General features: G+C 72.5%; 15 protein-coding genes and 2 pseudogenes. 12 read left to right on the forward strand and 5 right to left on the reverse strand.

Annotation, left to right across the window (positions count from 1 at the left end; translation table 11 throughout):
• Positions 1 to 7: 7 nt before the first annotated feature.
• Positions 8 to 454 (forward strand): GNAT family N-acetyltransferase, encoded by a 447-nt coding sequence (locus ACFWWR_RS00415; protein WP_383874578.1) that lies wholly within the window; start codon positions 8 to 10, stop codon positions 452 to 454.
• A 142-nt stretch (positions 455 to 596) separates the two neighbouring features.
• Here the strand turns inward: ACFWWR_RS00415 and ACFWWR_RS00420 are convergent, their stop codons facing one another.
• Entirely contained in the window at positions 597 to 1,373 is a 777-nt protein-coding gene (locus ACFWWR_RS00420) for a CDP-alcohol phosphatidyltransferase family protein (protein WP_383874580.1), read from the reverse strand.
• Between the two features lie 108 nt (positions 1,374 to 1,481).
• Here ACFWWR_RS00420 and ACFWWR_RS00425 point away from each other — a divergent pair, with 108 nt between their 5' ends.
• From ACFWWR_RS00425 to ACFWWR_RS00445, 5 genes and pseudogenes are all read left to right on the forward strand, one after another.
• Positions 1,482 to 2,465, forward strand: a complete 984-nt coding sequence (locus tag ACFWWR_RS00425; protein WP_383874581.1) for a zinc-binding alcohol dehydrogenase — start codon at positions 1,482 to 1,484, stop codon at positions 2,463 to 2,465.
• Positions 2,466 to 2,640: 175 nt separating this feature from the next.
• Positions 2,641 to 3,039: a 6-pyruvoyl tetrahydropterin synthase family protein gene (locus tag ACFWWR_RS00430; protein WP_383874583.1), complete on the forward strand. Its 399-nt coding sequence runs from the start codon at positions 2,641 to 2,643 to the stop codon at positions 3,037 to 3,039.
• Complete coding sequence (locus ACFWWR_RS00435) at positions 3,036 to 4,223, forward strand: glycosyltransferase family 4 protein (RefSeq protein WP_383874584.1); 1,188 nt, start codon at positions 3,036 to 3,038, stop codon at positions 4,221 to 4,223. Before ACFWWR_RS00430 ends, ACFWWR_RS00435 begins: the two co-directional genes overlap by 4 nt.
• 107 nt (positions 4,224 to 4,330) lie before the next feature.
• A complete protein-coding gene (locus ACFWWR_RS00440) occupies positions 4,331 to 5,305 on the forward strand; it encodes a class I SAM-dependent methyltransferase (RefSeq protein WP_383874586.1) in 975 nt (324 codons plus the stop codon).
• Positions 5,302 to 6,318 (forward strand): annotated as a pseudogene (locus ACFWWR_RS00445) (lysylphosphatidylglycerol synthase transmembrane domain-containing protein); the annotation flags it as partial. The gene ACFWWR_RS00440 and the pseudogene ACFWWR_RS00445, both read left to right, overlap by 4 nt.
• A 170-nt stretch (positions 6,319 to 6,488) precedes the next feature.
• Here ACFWWR_RS00445 and ACFWWR_RS00450 read toward each other — a convergent pair.
• Entirely contained in the window at positions 6,489 to 7,253 is a 765-nt protein-coding gene (locus ACFWWR_RS00450) for a creatininase family protein (RefSeq protein ID WP_383874588.1), read from the reverse strand.
• Positions 7,254 to 7,291: 38 nt separating this feature from the next.
• Here ACFWWR_RS00450 and ribA point away from each other — a divergent pair, with 38 nt between their 5' ends.
• The 4 genes and pseudogenes from ribA to ACFWWR_RS00470 all read left to right on the forward strand — a co-directional run bounded on the left by ribA (position 7,292) and on the right by ACFWWR_RS00470 (position 10,803).
• Entirely contained in the window at positions 7,292 to 7,951 is a 660-nt protein-coding gene (ribA, locus tag ACFWWR_RS00455; RefSeq protein WP_383874590.1) for a GTP cyclohydrolase II, read from the forward strand.
• Positions 7,952 to 8,386: 435 nt separating this feature from the next.
• A pseudogene (locus ACFWWR_RS00460) lies at positions 8,387 to 8,580 on the forward strand (hypothetical protein); the annotation flags it as partial.
• A complete protein-coding gene (locus ACFWWR_RS00465; protein ID WP_383874592.1) occupies positions 8,577 to 9,638 on the forward strand; it encodes a saccharopine dehydrogenase in 1,062 nt (353 codons plus the stop codon). The pseudogene ACFWWR_RS00460 and the gene ACFWWR_RS00465, both read left to right, overlap by 4 nt.
• Complete coding sequence (locus ACFWWR_RS00470) at positions 9,628 to 10,803, forward strand: saccharopine dehydrogenase family protein (RefSeq protein ID WP_384301154.1); 1,176 nt, start codon at positions 9,628 to 9,630, stop codon at positions 10,801 to 10,803. The genes ACFWWR_RS00465 and ACFWWR_RS00470 overlap by 11 nt, the downstream gene beginning before the upstream one ends.
• A 148-nt stretch (positions 10,804 to 10,951) precedes the next feature.
• Here ACFWWR_RS00470 and ACFWWR_RS00475 read toward each other — a convergent pair whose 3' ends face one another.
• Positions 10,952 to 12,181, reverse strand: a complete 1,230-nt coding sequence (locus ACFWWR_RS00475; protein ID WP_384301156.1) for a serine hydrolase domain-containing protein — start codon at positions 12,179 to 12,181, stop codon at positions 10,952 to 10,954.
• A 122-nt stretch (positions 12,182 to 12,303) separates the two neighbouring features.
• On the opposite strand from ACFWWR_RS00475, the gene ACFWWR_RS00480 reads away from it, so the two are divergent.
• Together ACFWWR_RS00480 and ACFWWR_RS00485 are read left to right on the forward strand one after the other, a co-directional pair.
• Positions 12,304 to 12,453 carry a hypothetical protein gene (locus tag ACFWWR_RS00480; RefSeq protein ID WP_383874598.1) on the forward strand — a complete coding sequence of 50 codons (150 nt, stop codon included), beginning with the start codon at positions 12,304 to 12,306 and terminating at the stop codon, positions 12,451 to 12,453.
• 140 nt (positions 12,454 to 12,593) lie between these two features.
• On the forward strand, positions 12,594 to 13,031 hold the full coding sequence (locus ACFWWR_RS00485) for a PPOX class F420-dependent oxidoreductase (protein ID WP_383874600.1): 438 nt from the start codon (positions 12,594 to 12,596) through the stop codon (positions 13,029 to 13,031).
• 167 nt (positions 13,032 to 13,198) lie between these two features.
• On the opposite strand, the gene ACFWWR_RS00490 is transcribed toward ACFWWR_RS00485, so the two are convergent.
• Positions 13,199 to 14,428 (reverse strand): MFS transporter, encoded by a 1,230-nt coding sequence (locus ACFWWR_RS00490; RefSeq protein WP_384301158.1) that lies wholly within the window; start codon positions 14,426 to 14,428, stop codon positions 13,199 to 13,201.
• Between the two features lie 344 nt (positions 14,429 to 14,772).
• Positions 14,773 to 16,116, reverse strand: a complete 1,344-nt coding sequence (locus ACFWWR_RS00495; RefSeq protein WP_383866157.1) for an MFS transporter — start codon at positions 16,114 to 16,116, stop codon at positions 14,773 to 14,775.
• Between the last annotated feature and the right edge of the window lie 193 nt (positions 16,117 to 16,309).

The following is a 16,309-nucleotide window of genomic DNA, read 5'->3' on the forward strand; positions in this document are numbered from 1 at the left end:
CCGCCGCATGGAACCCCAGGACATCCGGGTGGAGATCGCCCGGGAAGCGGATCAGGAACTCGTCGACGCCTTCGACCGGATGCTGCCGCAGCTGTCCTCGACTGCGACGCCCCTCGCTCTCGCGGCGGTCGACCGCATCCTTCGCTGCGACACGAACACCGTGCTCGTCGCCCGCACGGCCGACGCGATCGTCGGCACTCTCACGCTGGTCATGTATCCGGTGCCGAGCGGGCTGCGGGCCCGCATCGAGGACGTCGTCGTCGACCACGCGGCACGCGGCCACGGAATCGCCGGACTTCTGACCCGGGAGGCACTCCGGCTGGCCCGGGAGGCGGGCGCGAGGACCGTCGACCTCACCTCACGGCCGGACCGGGCAGCGGCGAACCGGCTGTACGAGCGGCTGGGCTTCAGGGCCAGGGGGTCGACGGTGTACAGGGTGCCGCTGGGCGGCTGACGACTGTATGCCGCATACCGTAGGCCCGCCTTGGTGACGGTATACCGCATGTCGCATGGCTGTAGTCGACTGTATGCCATGCCGCATGCCGCATGCCGCATGCCGTATGGCTGCTGCCGACGGTATACCGGATACCGGACCCTCAGGACGCCACCGGCTCCGGCTCCGCCATCAGCTCCAGCATCTCCGCCACGGCGACCTTCTGCGAGCGCGACGTCCGCCACAGCCACAGGATGTCCCGGCCGAACGACCAGACCAGCAGGGCCAGCGCCGTCGCGACGACCGCGAACGTCCCGGCGTACGGCAGGAGGTCGGAGGCGGCGAGGAGGAGGAGGACGCCCTGGAGTGCGGCGACCGTCTTGCGGGCCGTGCTCGGGGGGAGCGGGGCGTTGAGCCAGGGCAGGGCGCGGGCCGCGGCGACGAAGACGTAGCGCATGGCGCCGATCAGGAGGACCCACGGGCCCAGGGTCATCGCGACGTACACGCTGAGCACCAGGATGAGGAACGCGTCGACCTCCATGTCGAAGCGGGCGCCCAGGGGCGTCGAGGTGCCCGTGCGGCGGGCGACCTTGCCGTCCACCCCGTCGAGGATCAGTGCCACCGCCGTGAGGCCGACGAACAGCGTCACCGGTGGTGAGCTCTCGAAGGAGTCCGCGACCAGGGCCGTCACCGCGCCCACCAGGGTCGCCCTGCCCAGGGTGACCCGGTTGGCCGGGCCGAAGGAGCGCAGGCGGGAGCGGTGCAGGGCTCGGGAGAGGACCGCCCAGGAGGCGACGGCGAAGGCGAGGCCGGCGAGCAAGCCCGCGGGCCCCATGCCGATCGCCGTGCCGAGCAGGGCCAGCAGCAGGATCTGCAGGCCCGCTCCCACCGCGGTCTCCTGCTGGACCAGCCTTGCGTCGTAAGTGTTGTTCAGGGCCACCGCACATTCCTCCGGCCAGGTGACAGAGTGGATCAAGGCCGCGTACTGTGCGCGGCCTGTGCACACCTCGGTACGTGAACAGCTTCCCGATCGTTCAGGAGGATGCCGATGAAGCGCACCGCTCGTGCGTTCTGGCTCAGCTCTCCGGGCCATGGCGAGATACGTGAGATCGCCCTGCCGGACCCGGCCGAGGGCGAGGTCGTCGTCCGCTCGCTGTACTCCGGAGTCAGCCGGGGCACGGAGACCCTCGTGTTCCGCGGCGGGGTGCCGGAGAGTCAGTACGCGGCCATGCGGGCGCCGTTCCAGGAGGGCGACTTTCCCGGGCCGGTGAAGTACGGCTACCTCAATGTGGGACTCGTGGAGGAGGGGCCGCGGGATCTTGTCGGGCGGACCGTCTTCTGCCTCTATCCGCATCAGACGCGGTACGTCGTCCCGGTGGACGCCGTGACGGTCGTACCGCCGTCCGTGCCGGCCGAGCGGGCCGTCCTCGCCGGCACCGTCGAGACCGCCGTGAACGCGCTGTGGGACGCGGCGCCGCTGGTCGGCGACCGGATCGCGGTGGTCGGCGGCGGCATGGTGGGCAGTTCGGTGGCCGCACTGCTGGCCCGCTTCCCCGGAGTCCGCGTCCAGTTGGTGGACGCCGATCCGGCCCGCGCCGAGACCGCCGGGGCCCTCGGCGTCGGCTTCGCCCTGCCCGGGGACGCGCTCGGCGACTGCGACCTCGTCGTACACGCCAGCGCGACGGAGCAAGGTCTCGCCCGCTCCCTGGAGTTGCTGACCGCCGAGGGCACCGTCCTCGAACTCAGCTGGTACGGCGACCGGCAGGTGAGCCTCCCGCTCGGCGAGGCGTTCCACTCCCGGCGTCTGGTCATCCGCAGCAGCCAGGTCGGCTCCGTCTCCCCGGCCCGGCGCTCCAGCCGCACCTACGCCGACCGGCTCGCCCTCGCCCTGGATCTGCTCGCGGACCCGGCGCTCGACGCCCTCGTCACCGGGGAGAGCGCCTTCGGCCAACTGCCGGACGTGCTGCCGCTGCTCGCCTCCGGCGAGATCCCCGCCCTGTGCCACCGGGTCCGATACGACGAACACGAGTGAACGGGCGGCACACGGGTTCCGTCCCGTACGACCTACCTCAGGCGCACAAGAGCGCCTGACCTGAGAAAAGAGTGAGAGGAGGCTGAACAACGGGGGGCGAGGAGCCGTACTACACGGCATCCCCCCGGCAGGGATCAGCGGGGGACAAGACGCGCCGCACCTGGAGGGTCGTCCGTTGTTCAGCATCACCGTCCGCGATCACATCATGATCGCCCACAGCTTCCGCGGCGAGGTCTTCGGACCCGCGCAGCGCCTGCACGGAGCGACGTTCCTGGTGGACGCCACGTTCCGGCGCGAGCAGCTGGACGACGACAACATCGTCGTCGACATCGGACTCGCCACACAGGAACTCGGCGCGGTAGTCAGCGAGCTGAACTACCGGAACCTCGACAACGAGCCCGACTTCGCGGGGGTCAACACCTCCACGGAGTTCCTGGCCAAGGTCATCGCGGACCGGCTCGCCGAGCGGATCCACAAGGGCGCGCTCGGCGAGGGTGCCAAGGGCCTGACGGGACTCAGCGTCGCGCTGCACGAGTCGCACGTCGCCTGGGCGAGTTACGAGCGTGCCCTGTGACCGACACGACGATGGAGCGGGCCACCACGCCGCTCGGCTACGTGCCCGTGCAGCACTCCGCTCTCAAGAACGCGGAGATCATCCCGATGTCCCTGCGCTCCGTGCACTTCGTCCTGCCGGGCGGCGTGGACGACCCGACCGCGCCCAGCGGCGGCAACGCCTACGACCGGCGCGTGAGCCTGGACCTGCCCGGCTTCGGCTGGCAGGTGCACCAGCACGCGGTGCCCGGCGAGTGGCCCCGCCCGGGAGCGGCGGCCCGCGCGCAACTCGCGCAGACCCTGCGGGACCTGCCGGACGGGGCGGTCGTCCTCCTGGACGGGCTGGTCGCCTGCGGCGTCCCGGAGATCGTCGTCCCCGAGACGGAGCGGCTGAGCCTGGCCGTCCTCGTCCACCTCCCGCTCGGCGACGAGACGGGACTGGCCCCGGCGGTGGCGGCGGAACTCGACGCCCGGGAACGCACCGTTCTGCGGGCCGTCCCCGCCGTCATCGCCACCAGCGACTGGGCCGTCCGCCGCCTCGTCTCCCACCACGGCCTGGCCCCCGACCGGGTCCATGTCGCCGCCCCCGGCGCCGACATCGCCCCCCTCGCCTCCGGCACCGACGGCGTGTCCCGGCTGCTGTGCGTCGCCGCCGTGACCCCGCGCAAGGGTCAGCACCGGCTGGTGGAGGCGCTGGCCGGGGTGACCGACCTGCCGTGGAGCTGCGTCTGCGTCGGCGGACTCGCGCAGGATCCGCAGTACGTCGCCGGTCTCAGGATGCTGATCCGGAAGTACGGCCTCCAGGACCGCCTGCACCTGGCGGGCCCGCAGTCCGGCGCCGAACTCGACGCCAGCTACAACGCGGCCGACCTCATGGTCCTCACCTCCTACGCCGAGACGTACGGCATGGCGGTCACCGAGGCTCTCGCCCGGGGGATCCCCGTGCTGGCCACGGACGTCGGCGGTCTCCCCGAGGCGGTCGGCCGCGCCCCCGACGGCGGTGTGCCCGGCATCCTCGTCCCGCCGGAGGACCCGGCCGCCCTCGCCTCGGAGCTGCGCGGCTGGTTCGGCGAGGCGGACGTACGACGCCGGCTGAAGGCAGCTGCCAGGGGCCGGCGGGCGGCCCTGGGCGGCTGGGCGGCGACGGCCCGCAGCCTGGCCGTAGTACTGGGCCGACTGCCGAGCGAACCCCGGAGGGCGGCATGAGGAAGACGGCAATGACACAGCAGGCGGGGATGATCCCGACACAGCTCGGGCCCAAGGAGGCCGTCGAGTCGAGGGATTCCGTGGTCGCCGGTCCTGGAGGAACGTCAATGGAAGCCCCCGTCCCCGCCCCTGCCCCCGTCACCCGACCCGGGGAAGGCCCCGGCGAGACCGGACACGTCATCGCCGGCGCGGGCCCCACCCTGCGGCCCGGCGAGCGTCCCACCGTGCGGCTGCGGGACGCCGGGCCCGACGATCCGCCGCGCTACGCCCCCGAGTGGCTGGAGTTGCGGGAGGGCGCCGACGCCGCCGCGCGGGCGGCCGAGCTGATCGATCCGCTGCGGATCCGGCTCGCGAACCTGCCGGGCAAGGCCGGGACCGTCGTCCACGACCTGGGCTGCGGCACCGGCTCGATGGGCCGCTGGCTGGCCCCCCGGCTGGACGGCACCCAGCACTGGATCCTGCACGACCGCGACCCCTACCTCCTGCACTTCGCCGCCGTGACCTCCCCGCGCGCCGGCGCCGACGGCAGCCGCGTCTCGGCCGAGACGCGCCGCGGTGACGTCGGCCTGCTCACCCCGGACGCCCTCGCCGGCGCGTCCCTGGTGACGGCCTCCGCACTGCTCGACGTCCTCACCCGCGAGGAGATCGACACCCTCGCCGACGCCTGCACCGGGGCGGGCTGTCCGGCCCTGCTGACGCTCTCCGTGGCGGGCCGCGTGGACCTCACCCCGTCCGACCCGCTCGACGCGGAGATCGCCGACGCGTTCAACGCCCACCAGCGCCAGGGCGGCCTGCTCGGCCCCGACGCCGTCACCGCGGCGTGTGAGGCGTTCTCCGAACGCGGCGCGACGGTACGGCTTCACCCGAGCCCCTGGCGCCTGGGCCCGGCCGAGTCCGAGCTGACCGCCCAGTGGCTGCGCGGCTGGGTCGGCGCGGCCGTGGAACAGCGCCCGGAACTGCGCGAACGCGCCGACCGCTATCTGCGGGAGCGCCTCGCGGCCTGCGCGGCGGGCGAGTTGCGGGTCGTGGTCCACCACACCGACCTGCTGGCACTGTCCCGGCCGACGGGCGGAGCGTCATGAGCGTGGAGACGGTACGGACTTGGGCCGGGCTGCCCGGCGCCGAGCCGCGGGCGCGGCACACGGACCTGGTCGTGGCGCCCGCCCCGGCCGGCGCCAAACCGGCGGCCCCCAGGGGTGCGGCCGTCTCCGAGGACCGTATCGGGGTGATCGTGTCGGCACCCCGGTCCGGCGCCGCCCGCTCCTTCTTCGCCCGCTTCAACTCCCGGGTCCTGCGTACGCACTTCGGCACGGTGGTCGGCGTGGCCATCCTCGCCGTGCTCCTCTGGCGCCTCGGCACCGGCGTCTTCCTGGACGGCCTGCGTCGGATCGACGGTCCGACGCTGCTCGTGGCGCTCGGGATCGGCCTCGTCACCACCGTGTTCAGCGCCTGGCGCTGGCAGTTGGTGGCCCGTGGTCTGCGCATCCGGCTGCCGCTCGGCCCGGCCGTCGCCGACTACTACCGTGCGCTGTTCCTCAACGCCGCCCTGCCCGGCGGCGTCCTGGGCGACGTCCACCGCGCGGTACGGCACGGGCAGAGCGCCGGTGACCTGGGCCGCGGGATCCGCTCGGTCGTCATCGAACGGACCGCGGGACAGGTCGTACTGGCCGTCGTCGGCGGCGCCGTACTGCTGACGATGCCGTCGCCGGTGATGGCAGACGTCCGGCACTTCGCGCCCCTGATCGCGTTCGCCGCGCTGGGCGCACTCGCCGTCGTCCTGGCCCTCCGGCCGAACCGGGCCCCCTCCCGCCGGGGGCGGGCGCTGCGCACGAGCCTCGGCGAGGCACGCGAGGGACTGCTGTCACGCCGCAACTGGCCCGGCGTCGCCCTCTCTTCCGCCGTCGTCCTGGCAGGCCATCTCGGGATGTTCGTCGTCGCCGCCCGCGCCGCCGGATCCGCTGCCACGGCCGCCGTACTGCTGCCGCTCGCGGTCCTCGCCCTGCTCGCCATGAGCCTCCCGCTGAACGTCGGCGGCTGGGGCCCCCGCGAGGGCGTCACCGCCTGGGCGTTCGGGGCCGCCGGGCTGGGAGCCGGCAGCGGCCTCACGGTCGCGGTCGTGTACGGGGTGCTGAGCTTCGTGGCGAGCCTGCCGGGCGTCCTGGTGCTCGTCCTGCGCTGGTACGCCGGCCTGCGCGCCGGGGTGGGAGACGACACCGGGGCCCAGGCCGTCGTAGCGGACCCGGAACCCCGTCACACGCCCCCGGCCTACTCCGTGGGCTCGCCGCCGGTCAGCATCGAGAAATACGTGCCGAAGGATTCCGCCAGGCTCGCGAGGAGCGCCTTCCCTTTTTCCGCGGAGCCCAGCGAAGGTCGGCCGATGACACCCGAATCGGTATAGCCGGACATACCGAGGGTCAGGAGATGGCGACGGTCGTCCGCGACGAAATCGGAGGTCTCATAGCCGGGTCGGACACATTCGGGATGAGCGTGCAGAAGAATGGAGGTCTCTATTTCTCCCGCGTGCATGTCGGTGAGCAGCGAGGTGGCCACCCCCGCCTGCTCCCGCGCCGCCTCCCAGTCCTCCGCGGCCGGGAAGAGGGCCATCCGCTCACCACGCGCGGAGGATTCCTGAACGACGTTGCCCAGCACGTAGTTTCCGCCGTGCCCGTTGACCACCACCAGGGTGTCGACGCCGGAACGGCGAAGCGAAGCCGCTATGTCCCGTACCACCGCGTGAAGGGTGACGGAGGAGATGCTGACGGTTCCCGGCCAGGCCGCGTGCTCGTGCGAACAGGAGATCGTCACCGGAGGCAGGAGGTGCACCGGGTACGCCGCGGCGATCTCCCGGGCGACGGCACAGGCGACCAGCGTGTCGGTCGCCAGCGGAAGGTACGCGCCGTGCTGCTCGAAGCTTCCGACCGGAAGGACGGCCACCTGCGTTGAGACGTCCGCGCCCCGCGTCCGTACGTCATCGGTAGTGTCCGCCGGCACCAGACCGTACGCAGCCGACCGTATTTCCGAACCACTCATCTTTTCCCGGCCTTTCGTCTCTGCTTAGGAACCAGATCATGACAGATAAAATTGGCGTGCTCGGCAAGAAGTCGCCACAGCGCACCGGTGTGGAACGCGTGGTGAATGCCCCGCTGCCCACCGTGTACGGGAAATTCCAGGCGGTCGGCTACCTCGATCACGACCGCGGTGACGAACAAGTGGCCCTGGTCTACGGTGAGATCGGCACGGACGACGTCCTGACCCGCCTGCATTCCGAGTGCCTGACCGGTGACGCCTTCGGTTCCCAGCACTGCGAGTGCGGCGACCAACTCGCCTCCGCGCTGCGCGCGGTCGTCGCCGAGGGAAGCGGCATCGTCGTCTATCTCCGAGGGCATGAAGGCCGTGGCATCGGCCTGCTCGGCAAGCTGCGGGCGATGGCGCTGCAGGCGGAGGGCCTGGACACCGTCGAGGCGAACCTGGCGCTCGGCCTGCCGGTGGACGCCCGCGACTACGGCGTCGCCGCCGAGATCCTGCACGACCTGGGTGTGAACTCGGTCCGCCTGATGTCGAACAACCCGCGTAAGCGCGAGGCGCTGGTGCGGCACGGCATCGAGGTCGCCGAGACGGTGCCGCTGCTGATACCGCCGTGCGAGAACAACATCACCTATCTGCGGACGAAGCGGGAGCGGCTGGACCATCATCTGCCCCATCTGGACGCGGTGGCGCACCTGTCCTGATTCCCGGGCGGCGAGGGGGACAGGAAGAGGGGACGACCGGCGACGTCCTCTTCTCTCCGGACAGCAGGTGGTGCGCCTCCTCGACGTCGATGCGGCGAGCGCCTCGCGGCGCGCGGCCTTCACCGCGCTCGGCTCGGGCGGCGCCCGACCTGCCCGGGAAGATCACGTATCCCAGCCGCTTCGACGACAGTGTCGTCTTCGCGTACGTGTCCCGGCTGTCGGCGGACACCGGGGCGGTCGCGAGGTTCGGCAGTGTCAAACCGGGCAACACGCCGCCGGGCTGCCGCGACGACCTGATCGCGCCGGGCGGGGTGCTTACCGGGCGGCGCACGGCCGGCCCGGGCCCGGGGACGTCGTCCACTACGACGGCGTCGGCCTCGGCATCCAGGACGCGGCCGGCGCCTGGGCCGTGGTCGGGGCGGCGGAGAAGGAGCCGGCTTCTCCGGCCACGGATTCCTGCGGGGACCGTCCCCCGCTCTCGGCTTCGATCGAGCGGGGAGACCCCCACCCCCACCGGCGAGGTCGTCCGGGACCAGTACCGGGGCCGCGTACCCTTCGTGGACGTCAGCCCGTTGAGCGTCGGCCGGTTCGCGTCCGACGCCCCGCGCCCGGAGGCCAACCGCCCATGACCGAGCTCCACCTGTGGCTGCGCCACGAGGTCCGCACCACCGAGCGGCGCACACCGATCGTGCCGTCCGACGCCCGCCGGCTCGTCGACAGCGGAGTGACACTCACCGTCGAGGAGTCCCCGCAGCGGATCTTCCCCGTCGAGGAGTACGAGGAGGCCGACTGCCGGGTCGCGCCCGCGGGCTCGTGGGTGTCGGCGCCCGACGACGCGGTGATCCTCGGTCTGAAGGAACTCCCGGACGAGCCCGCCGAACTGGCTCACCGTCACATCTTCTTCGGGCACGCCTACAAACGGCAGCCGGGAGCGGCCGACCTGCTGCGCCGGCTGGTCCGCGGGGGAGGGGCACTGCTCGACCTCGAGTACCTCGTCGACGACAACGGCCGCCGGCTCGCCGCCTTCGGATTCTGGGCCGGCTACCTGGGCGCGGCCCTGGCCGTCCTCCGGCACCGGGGCAGGCTTCTCGCGCCCCTGACGCCCACCGACAAGGACGCGCTGGACGAGACGCTGCGTCCGGTGGCCGGGGACGAGGAGTTCACCGCCCTGGTGATCGGGGCGCTCGGCCGCAGCGGGCGGGGCGCACGCGTCGCCTTCCGCACGGCCGGGGTCGAGCCGACCTGCTGGGACCTCGACGAGACCCGCGACCTGGACCGGAGGGCCCTGCTGGCCCACGACGTCATGGTGAATGCCGTCCTCGCCACCACCCCCGTACCGCCCTTCCTCCGCGAGGAGGACCTCGACGACCCTGCCCGCCGCCTGCGCACCCTGTGTGACGTCACCTGCGACGTGGGCTCGCCCCTGAACGTCCTGCCGGTCTACGACCGCACCACCGACTGGACGGACCCCGCCCGCCGGCTGCGCAAGGAGCCGCCGCTGGACCTGATCGCCATCGACAACCTGCCGTCCCTGCTGCCGAGGGAGTCCAGCACCGACTTCTCGGCCACGCTGCTGCCCCAGCTCCTCGACTTCGGTGTGGGCGGGCCGTGGGGGCGCTGTCTGGACCGGTTCCGTCAGGCCTGCCGTGAACTCGGCATCGCAGAAGGGCAGTCCCGTGACGTCTGAGGTGGTTCCCTCGTCCGAGGTGGTTCCCGCGAGCGGCACCGTCCACTGGATCGGCGCCGGACTCTCCACCGGCAGTGGTCTGGCCGCGCTGTGCGAGGCGGCAGAGCGGATACGGCTGTGGCACCGCACCGAGGACCGCGCCGCCGAGGCCCTCGAACGGCTGGGCCTCGCCGCGCGTGCCGAGCCGCGCGCGTTCACGCCGGACGCGCTCGCGGCCGACCTCGCGCCCGGGGACGTGGTCGTCTCGATGCTGCCCGCTCCCGAGCACGCCGCACTGCTGGCCCTGTGCATACGCGAGCGGGCGCACTTCGCCTGCTCCAGCTATGTGTCCGAAGCGGTCCTGGAGCAGGTGCCCGGGGCCGCGCGGGCCGGTGTCGTCGTCCTCACCGAGGCCGGTCTCGACCCGGGCCTCGACCACCTCTTCGCGCACAGCCTCGTCGCCCGCGCCCGGGAGGCGATCGGCGACGGCACGCCGGCCTCCTACCGCCTCACCTCCTACTGCGGCGGCGTCCCCGCAGTCCCGAACGACTTCCGATACCGCTTCAGCTGGGCCCCCGCGGGGGTCCTGGGCGCCTTGCGCTCGCTCGCCCGTTACATCGAGGACGGTGCCGAGACCACCGCCGACCGGCCCTGGGAGGCGACCCGGCGGCACATCCTCGACGGCGAGACCTTCGAGGTCTACCCCAACCGCGACAGCCTCCCCTTCGTCGAGCAGTACGGTCTGCCGCCGGCCTGGAAGCCGCGCACCTTCGTCCGCGGCACCCTGCGCCTGGAGGGCTGGCTGCGCGCCTGGGACGACGTCTTCACCGAGCTGCGGACCGGTGACGACGCGCGGATCGCCGCCCTCGCCCAGGAGCTGGCCGCGACATACCCGACCACCGACGCGGACCGCGACCGGGTCGTCCTCGCCGTGTCGCTGGACGTGCGCGGCGGCCCCGGACAGGACTGGTCGGGCGGCTACCTCCTGGACCTGGTGGGGGACGAGGAGGAGAGCGCCATGGCCCGCTGTGTCTCCCGCCCCCTCGCCCTCGGCGTCCGGCACATCCTGGACGGCTCCCTGCCGCCCGGCCTGAGCCGAGCGGCCGAGACGGCGGCCCGCTCCGAGGAATGGCTGGCCGAACTCGCCCGGGAGGGCGTCCACTTCACCCTCCGCGTCGACCGGTAGGACGTGCTCCCGTCCGACCACAACTCCACTCGACCTGAGCCGAGCCGACACAACCCGACCCGACGCAACCCGACCCGAGCCGACCTGACCCGAGCCGACCTGACCCGGACCCCGGGCCGGCATCCCGATCCGCAGTCGGCGACAGCGCCTAGGCGACGACGGCCTCGTGCACCAGCCGCTTCAGATCCGGGAAGATCGTGTGCGAGCTCCTGGGTCGTACCTGGGTCATGAACTGCACCGACAGGTCCCGGCTCGGGTCGACCCAGAACGTCGTGGTCGCGACACCGCTCCAGCCGTACGTCCCCATTCCCGAGGGCGCCTGCGTGCGGGCCGGGTCGATCACCACGGAGACGCTGAGGCCGAAGCCGACGCCGTCGTTGCCGGGTTCGTCGTGTGCGGGGCGGCTGCCGAAGGCGCGCAGGTCGGCGCCGCCCTGGAGGTGGTTGGACGTCATCAGGTCCACGGTCTGCGGGGCGAGCAGGCGGGTGCCGTCGAGCTCGCCGCGGCGGCGCAGCAACTCCATGAAGCGGTGGATGTCGCGGGCGGAGGCCACCATGCCGCCACTGCCGGACAGGAACCGCGGGCGGCCGCGCAGGGGGAGGCCCGGGATCGGTTCGATGCCGCCGCCGTCGGCGTCGCCGTACAGCTCGGAGAGCCTGTGCGCCTGTTCGTCGGTTACGCGGAAACCCGCGTCGGTCATCCCGAGCGGGCCGAAGATCCGCTCGGCGAAGAACGTGTCGAGCGGTTGCCCGGACACCACCTCGACGACCCGGCCCAGCACGTTGGAGGCGACCGAGTAGTTCCACTGCGTGCCCGGCTCGAACTGCAGCGGCAGGCTCGCGTACACGTCGGTCGTCTGGGCCAGGGTCGTGCCCGGCACCACCGACGACTCCAGGCCGGCCTCGCGGTAGAGGGCGTCGACGGGGTGGGTGTGGTAGAAGGCGAAGGTCAGGCCCGAGGTGTGGGTCATCAGGTGCCGTACTCGTATCGGACCGTCGGCGGGCCGGGTCACGGTGTCGGCGCCGGAGCCGCTCACGTACACCCGCGGCTCCGCGAAGGCCGGAAGGTACCGGTCGACCGGGTCGTCCAGGGACAGCCGGCCCTCCTCCACCAGGATCAGCGCGGCGACCGCGGTGACCGGCTTGGTCATGGAGTAGATCCGCCACAGGGTGTCGGCCTCGACGGGCAGTCCGGCAGCGATGTCACGGTGGCCGTGCGCCGTGAGGTGGGCGACGCGTCCGCCGCGGGAGACGGCCACGAGGTAGCCGGGCAGCCGGCCCTCGTCGACACAGTGGGCGAAGTGCTGGTCGAGGCGGTCCAGCGCCTTCCCGTCCAGGCCGACCTCACCCGGGTCCACCTCTTGTCGCAGCAGTGCCATCGTTCTCCTCCGTCGCGTTCGTCGAGGTGCGGTCCGGCATACCCCGCCGCAACGACCTCAGACATCATCGTCGCGCAGGAACGGGCGAATGGTCCCCCGCATCGGAATGATCGTCGGTCGCGGTGAGGGTACGTCCCGGCAGGGCCCCGCAGGCCACCGCCCCGGCCGCGGCCGGGACCGGCAACGGCGGCACCCGCCCGCCGCCGGACCCCATCGGCAGGGTCGCGGCCGCCACGCCGGCCGTGGGCCCGACGCTCACCGCGGTCTGCTGAAACCCGCCCCCACACCCCGGTCGACGCCACGGCACTTCGCCGTATGCGACACGGGTGGCCGCCGGCCATCGCCGCCGTGGTCGTACGGGCACCGGCGCGGCGCAGGAATACGTGGCTCGCCCGGACAAGTTGCTCCAGACATGACTCAGGACGCTCTGCTCCAGCTGCTCTCCGAAGGACACGGCGGGGTCCTGGTGACCCTCAAGCACGACGGCCGACCCCAGTTGTCGAACGTCAGTCACGCCTACTACCCGGACGAGCGGATCATCAGGGTCTCGATCACCGACGACCGCGCCAAGACTCGCAATCTGCGCCGCGACCCGCGGGCTTCGTACCACGTGACCAGCGCCGACCGGTGGGCCTACACGGTCGCCGAGGGCACGGCCGACCTCACGCCGGTGGCGCAGGACCCGTACGACGAGACGGTGGAGGAGCTCATCCGCCTCTACCGCGACGTCCAGGGCGAGCACCCCGACTGGGACGACTACCGGGCCGCGATGGTCCGCGACCGCCGGCTCGTGCTGCGGCTGAGGGTGGAACGGGCGTACGGGATTCCCAAGCGGGGCGATCAGGGGTGAGCCGGAGAGGCTGCCGGGCGGAGCGAAGCGGCGGGGGCAGTGGGGCAGTGGGGCGGCGAGTGCGCACCCACCGCCACAGAGCCCTGCCGCTTCGCCGCGCTACGGCTGGCCCGACCTCATGGCCGGCCCCCCCTCACGGCCAGCCCCTCTTCACGGCCGGCCCGACGTCACGGCCGCCCCCCCGTGCCACCCCGCCGCACCGGAAACCCGTGCCCCCGCGCCCCCGTCACCACGGCGAGCACCGGCACGAGCAGCGCCAGCACGCTCCACGGGAACGCCGTCGCGCCGAACAGGCCGAGCAGGATTCCGCCGAGCACACCGCCGCCCGCCATCGCCGCGTTCCACAGCGTGACCAGCATCGCCTGCGCCGCGTCCGCGTGGTCGCCGCCCGCGTCGGCCACGGCGGTCTGCAGCAGGGTGGGCGCTCCGCCCCAGCCCAGCCCCCACAGTGCGGCCGCCACGTGGACGAGGACCGGGCTGTCCGCGAAGACGGCGAGCAGGGCCGCGGCCACCCCGACCAGAAGGACGCTCGCCAGAGTCAGCGCACGCAGCCGGCGGTCGACGCCGGCACCCACGACCCAGACGCTCACCAGGGATGCGGCACCGAACACCAGCAGCACCAGGTCGGCCGAGCCGCCCATGCCGATCCGGTCGAGGAACGTGGCGATGTAGGCGTAGAGAACGGTGTGCGCCAGGACGAACACGAGGGTCACGGACAGCACGGGTACGACCCCGGGGACGGTCAGCGCCCGCACCATCGGGACCCGGCGTCCCGCCTCCTGCCCGGGCACGTCCGGCACCAGCAGCGCGATCCAGCCGAACAGGACCAGGGCGACCACGGTCATCAGCGCGAACGCGACCCGCCAGCCCAGCGCCCCGCCCAGGAACGTGCCCGCGGGCACCCCCAGCGACAGCGCCACCGGCACCCCCGCCATGACCACCGCGACCGCCCTGCCCCGCAACGGGACGGGCACCAGCCGCCGGGCGTACCCGGCCAGGAGCGCCCAGGCGAGCCCGGCGGCGACGCCCGCCACGAACCGGGCCACCATGGTCAGCGGATAGCTCCCCGACACGGCCGTGACGGTGTTGGCGACGGCGAACCCCGCCATCGCCGTCAGCAGCAGCCGCTTGCGCCGCCATCCCGCGGTCGCCGCGGACAGCGGGATCGCGGTGAGGGCCGTGCCGACCGCGTAGACGGTCACCGCCTGCCCCGCCGCGGACTCACCCACCGCGAGGTCCGCGCTCATCGCGGGCAGCAGGCCCGCCGGGAGGGTCTCGGTGAGGCTGGTGACGAAGACGGCGGTGGCCAGTGCGAGGAGGGCGGGCAGGGGGAGTTCGCGGGTTCGGGCCGTCTTGGCCGGCGGCGATGAGGTGTCGGTTCCGGAGTCAGTGGTCATGCGGGCAGGGTCGACCTTGACACCGGTGTCAGGTTCAAGGGCGGGGCACCGCACGGCGGGTGACGCTCCGTCATCTCCGCGCGCACCGGCCGCCCCTGAAACCGGCCGGTGCGCGTGGAGGTTCCTCCCCCACGGCGGCGCCAAGAACAGGCTCCCGTGGCCGCGGCGCGCGCAGTCCTGTCCTTTTCCGCTCGTTTCGGCCGATGTTCTTGCTGGAAACGTCGTCTGTCAACGGGGCGCGGGCGGTTGCGGGTTGTCCTGGCCCCGGGCGCAGGCCGGAAGCCGGCACACGACGTGTCCCCGGAACCGGGCGTGGCTCCGGGGACACGTGGAAGGCGGCGGGATCAGGCAGTCACCTTCTCCGGCTGGTGCGTCTCCTGGTGTGCGCGTTCGCCGAGCCGCTCCGTCGGGATCCTGTGGGTCTCGCGGGCCGTGAGGACGGCGATGACCGGCGGGACGCACAGCGCGGCGGTGAACAGGGCCACCGACGACCAGTCGTCGCCGTCCGGGCCGGCGATCTGCGCGGCGAAGGTGACCGCGAAGCCGGCCACGGCGAAGCCGATCTGGGTGCCGATGGCCATGCCGGACAGGCGGACGCGGGTGGAGAACATCTCGCCGTAGAAGGAGGGCCAGACGCCGTTCGCGGCGCTGTAGACGACACCGAAGGTGATGATGCCGAGCACCAGCGTCAGCGGGTAGGAGCCCGTCGAGATGGACCACAGGTACAGGAACATCATCACCGCGCTGCCGGCGGCGCCGACCAGGAAGACCGGGCGGCGGCCGATGCGGTCGGACAGGGTGGCCCACAGCGGGATCGCGGCGAGCGCCACGAGGTTGGCGAGCGCGCCCACCCACAGCATGGAGGAGCGGCTCATGCCGACCGAGTCGCTGGTCGCGTACGACAGTGCCCACACCGTGAAGATCGTGCTGACCGAGGCGATGAGGGCGCCCGCGATGACCCGCAGGACGTCCGCCCAGTGCTCGCGCAGCAGGATGGCCAGCGGCATCCTGACGACGCCCTCCTTGGCGGTCTGCTCGGCGAAGGCCGGGGTCTCCTCCAGCTTGCGGCGGATGACGAAGCCGACCACGGCGACCGCGACGCTCATCCAGAACGGCACCCGCCAGCCCCAGGACAGCAGCTGGTCGTCGGGGAGCGCGGCGACGGGGATGAAGACCAGTGTGGCGAGCAGCTGGCCGCCCTGGGTGCCGCTGAGCGTGAAGCTGGTGAAGAAGCCGCGCCGCTCCGGTGGTGCGTGCTCCAGTGACATGGAATTGGCGCTGGCCTGCTCACCGGCCGCCGAGATGCCCTGCAGGACACGGCACAGGACGAGCAGGACGGGGGCGAGGGTGCCGACCTGGTCGCGGGTGGGCAGGCAGCCGATCAGGAACGTCGACACGCCCATCAGGATCAGCGTGAAGACCATGATCTTCTTGCGGCCGAGCTTGTCGCCGAAGTGCCCGAGGAAGAGCGCGCCGACCGGGCGGGCCGCGTACGCGACGCCGAACGTGGCCAGTGACAGCAGGGTCGCGGTGGCCGGGTCGGACTCGTCGAAGAAGACCTCGGGGAAGATCAGCGCTGCCGCGCTGCCGTAGATGAAGAAGTCGTAGTACTCCAGGGCGCTGCCGATCCAGGCAGCCGTGGCGGCCTTCTTCGGCTGGCCGGGCGGGGCGGCGGCGGGGACGGACACGGCGTGCTCCTTCGGGGGAACTCCACCACAGTGGAGTGAGCGGAGGGGAGAGGGGCCGGATGCCGGATCTTCGGCTAATTAACCCACTGGGTAGTTAGTGGCGGTGGGTGGGATGTTGCGCCGACGTTTCCCACGTGTCAAGAGGTCGTGCTGAAGGATCTTCCGGTTCCGGGGGTCCCGATCCATGCCGGGC

It is taken from the genome of Streptomyces sp. NPDC058678 (genome assembly GCF_042714835.1).
Classification (GTDB): domain Bacteria; phylum Actinomycetota; class Actinomycetes; order Streptomycetales; family Streptomycetaceae; genus Streptomyces.

Coding starts and splice junctions, on each gene's coding strand:
- ACFWWR_RS00415 (WP_383874578.1), top strand. CDS start 8: ATGGAACCCCAGGACATCCGGGTGGAGATCGCCCGGGAAGCGGATCAG.
- ACFWWR_RS00425 (WP_383874581.1), top strand. CDS start 1,482: ATGAAGCGCACCGCTCGTGCGTTCTGGCTCAGCTCTCCGGGCCATGGC.
- ACFWWR_RS00440 (WP_383874586.1), top strand. CDS start 4,331: ATGGAAGCCCCCGTCCCCGCCCCTGCCCCCGTCACCCGACCCGGGGAA.
- ACFWWR_RS00450 (WP_383874588.1), bottom strand. CDS start 7,253: ATGAGTGGTTCGGAAATACGGTCGGCTGCGTACGGTCTGGTGCCGGCG.
- ribA (WP_383874590.1), top strand. CDS start 7,292: ATGACAGATAAAATTGGCGTGCTCGGCAAGAAGTCGCCACAGCGCACC.
- ACFWWR_RS00465 (WP_383874592.1), top strand. CDS start 8,577: ATGACCGAGCTCCACCTGTGGCTGCGCCACGAGGTCCGCACCACCGAG.
- ACFWWR_RS00475 (WP_384301156.1), bottom strand. CDS start 12,181: ATGGCACTGCTGCGACAAGAGGTGGACCCGGGTGAGGTCGGCCTGGAC.
- ACFWWR_RS00485 (WP_383874600.1), top strand. CDS start 12,594: ATGACTCAGGACGCTCTGCTCCAGCTGCTCTCCGAAGGACACGGCGGG.
- ACFWWR_RS00490 (WP_384301158.1), bottom strand. CDS start 14,428: ATGACCACTGACTCCGGAACCGACACCTCATCGCCGCCGGCCAAGACG.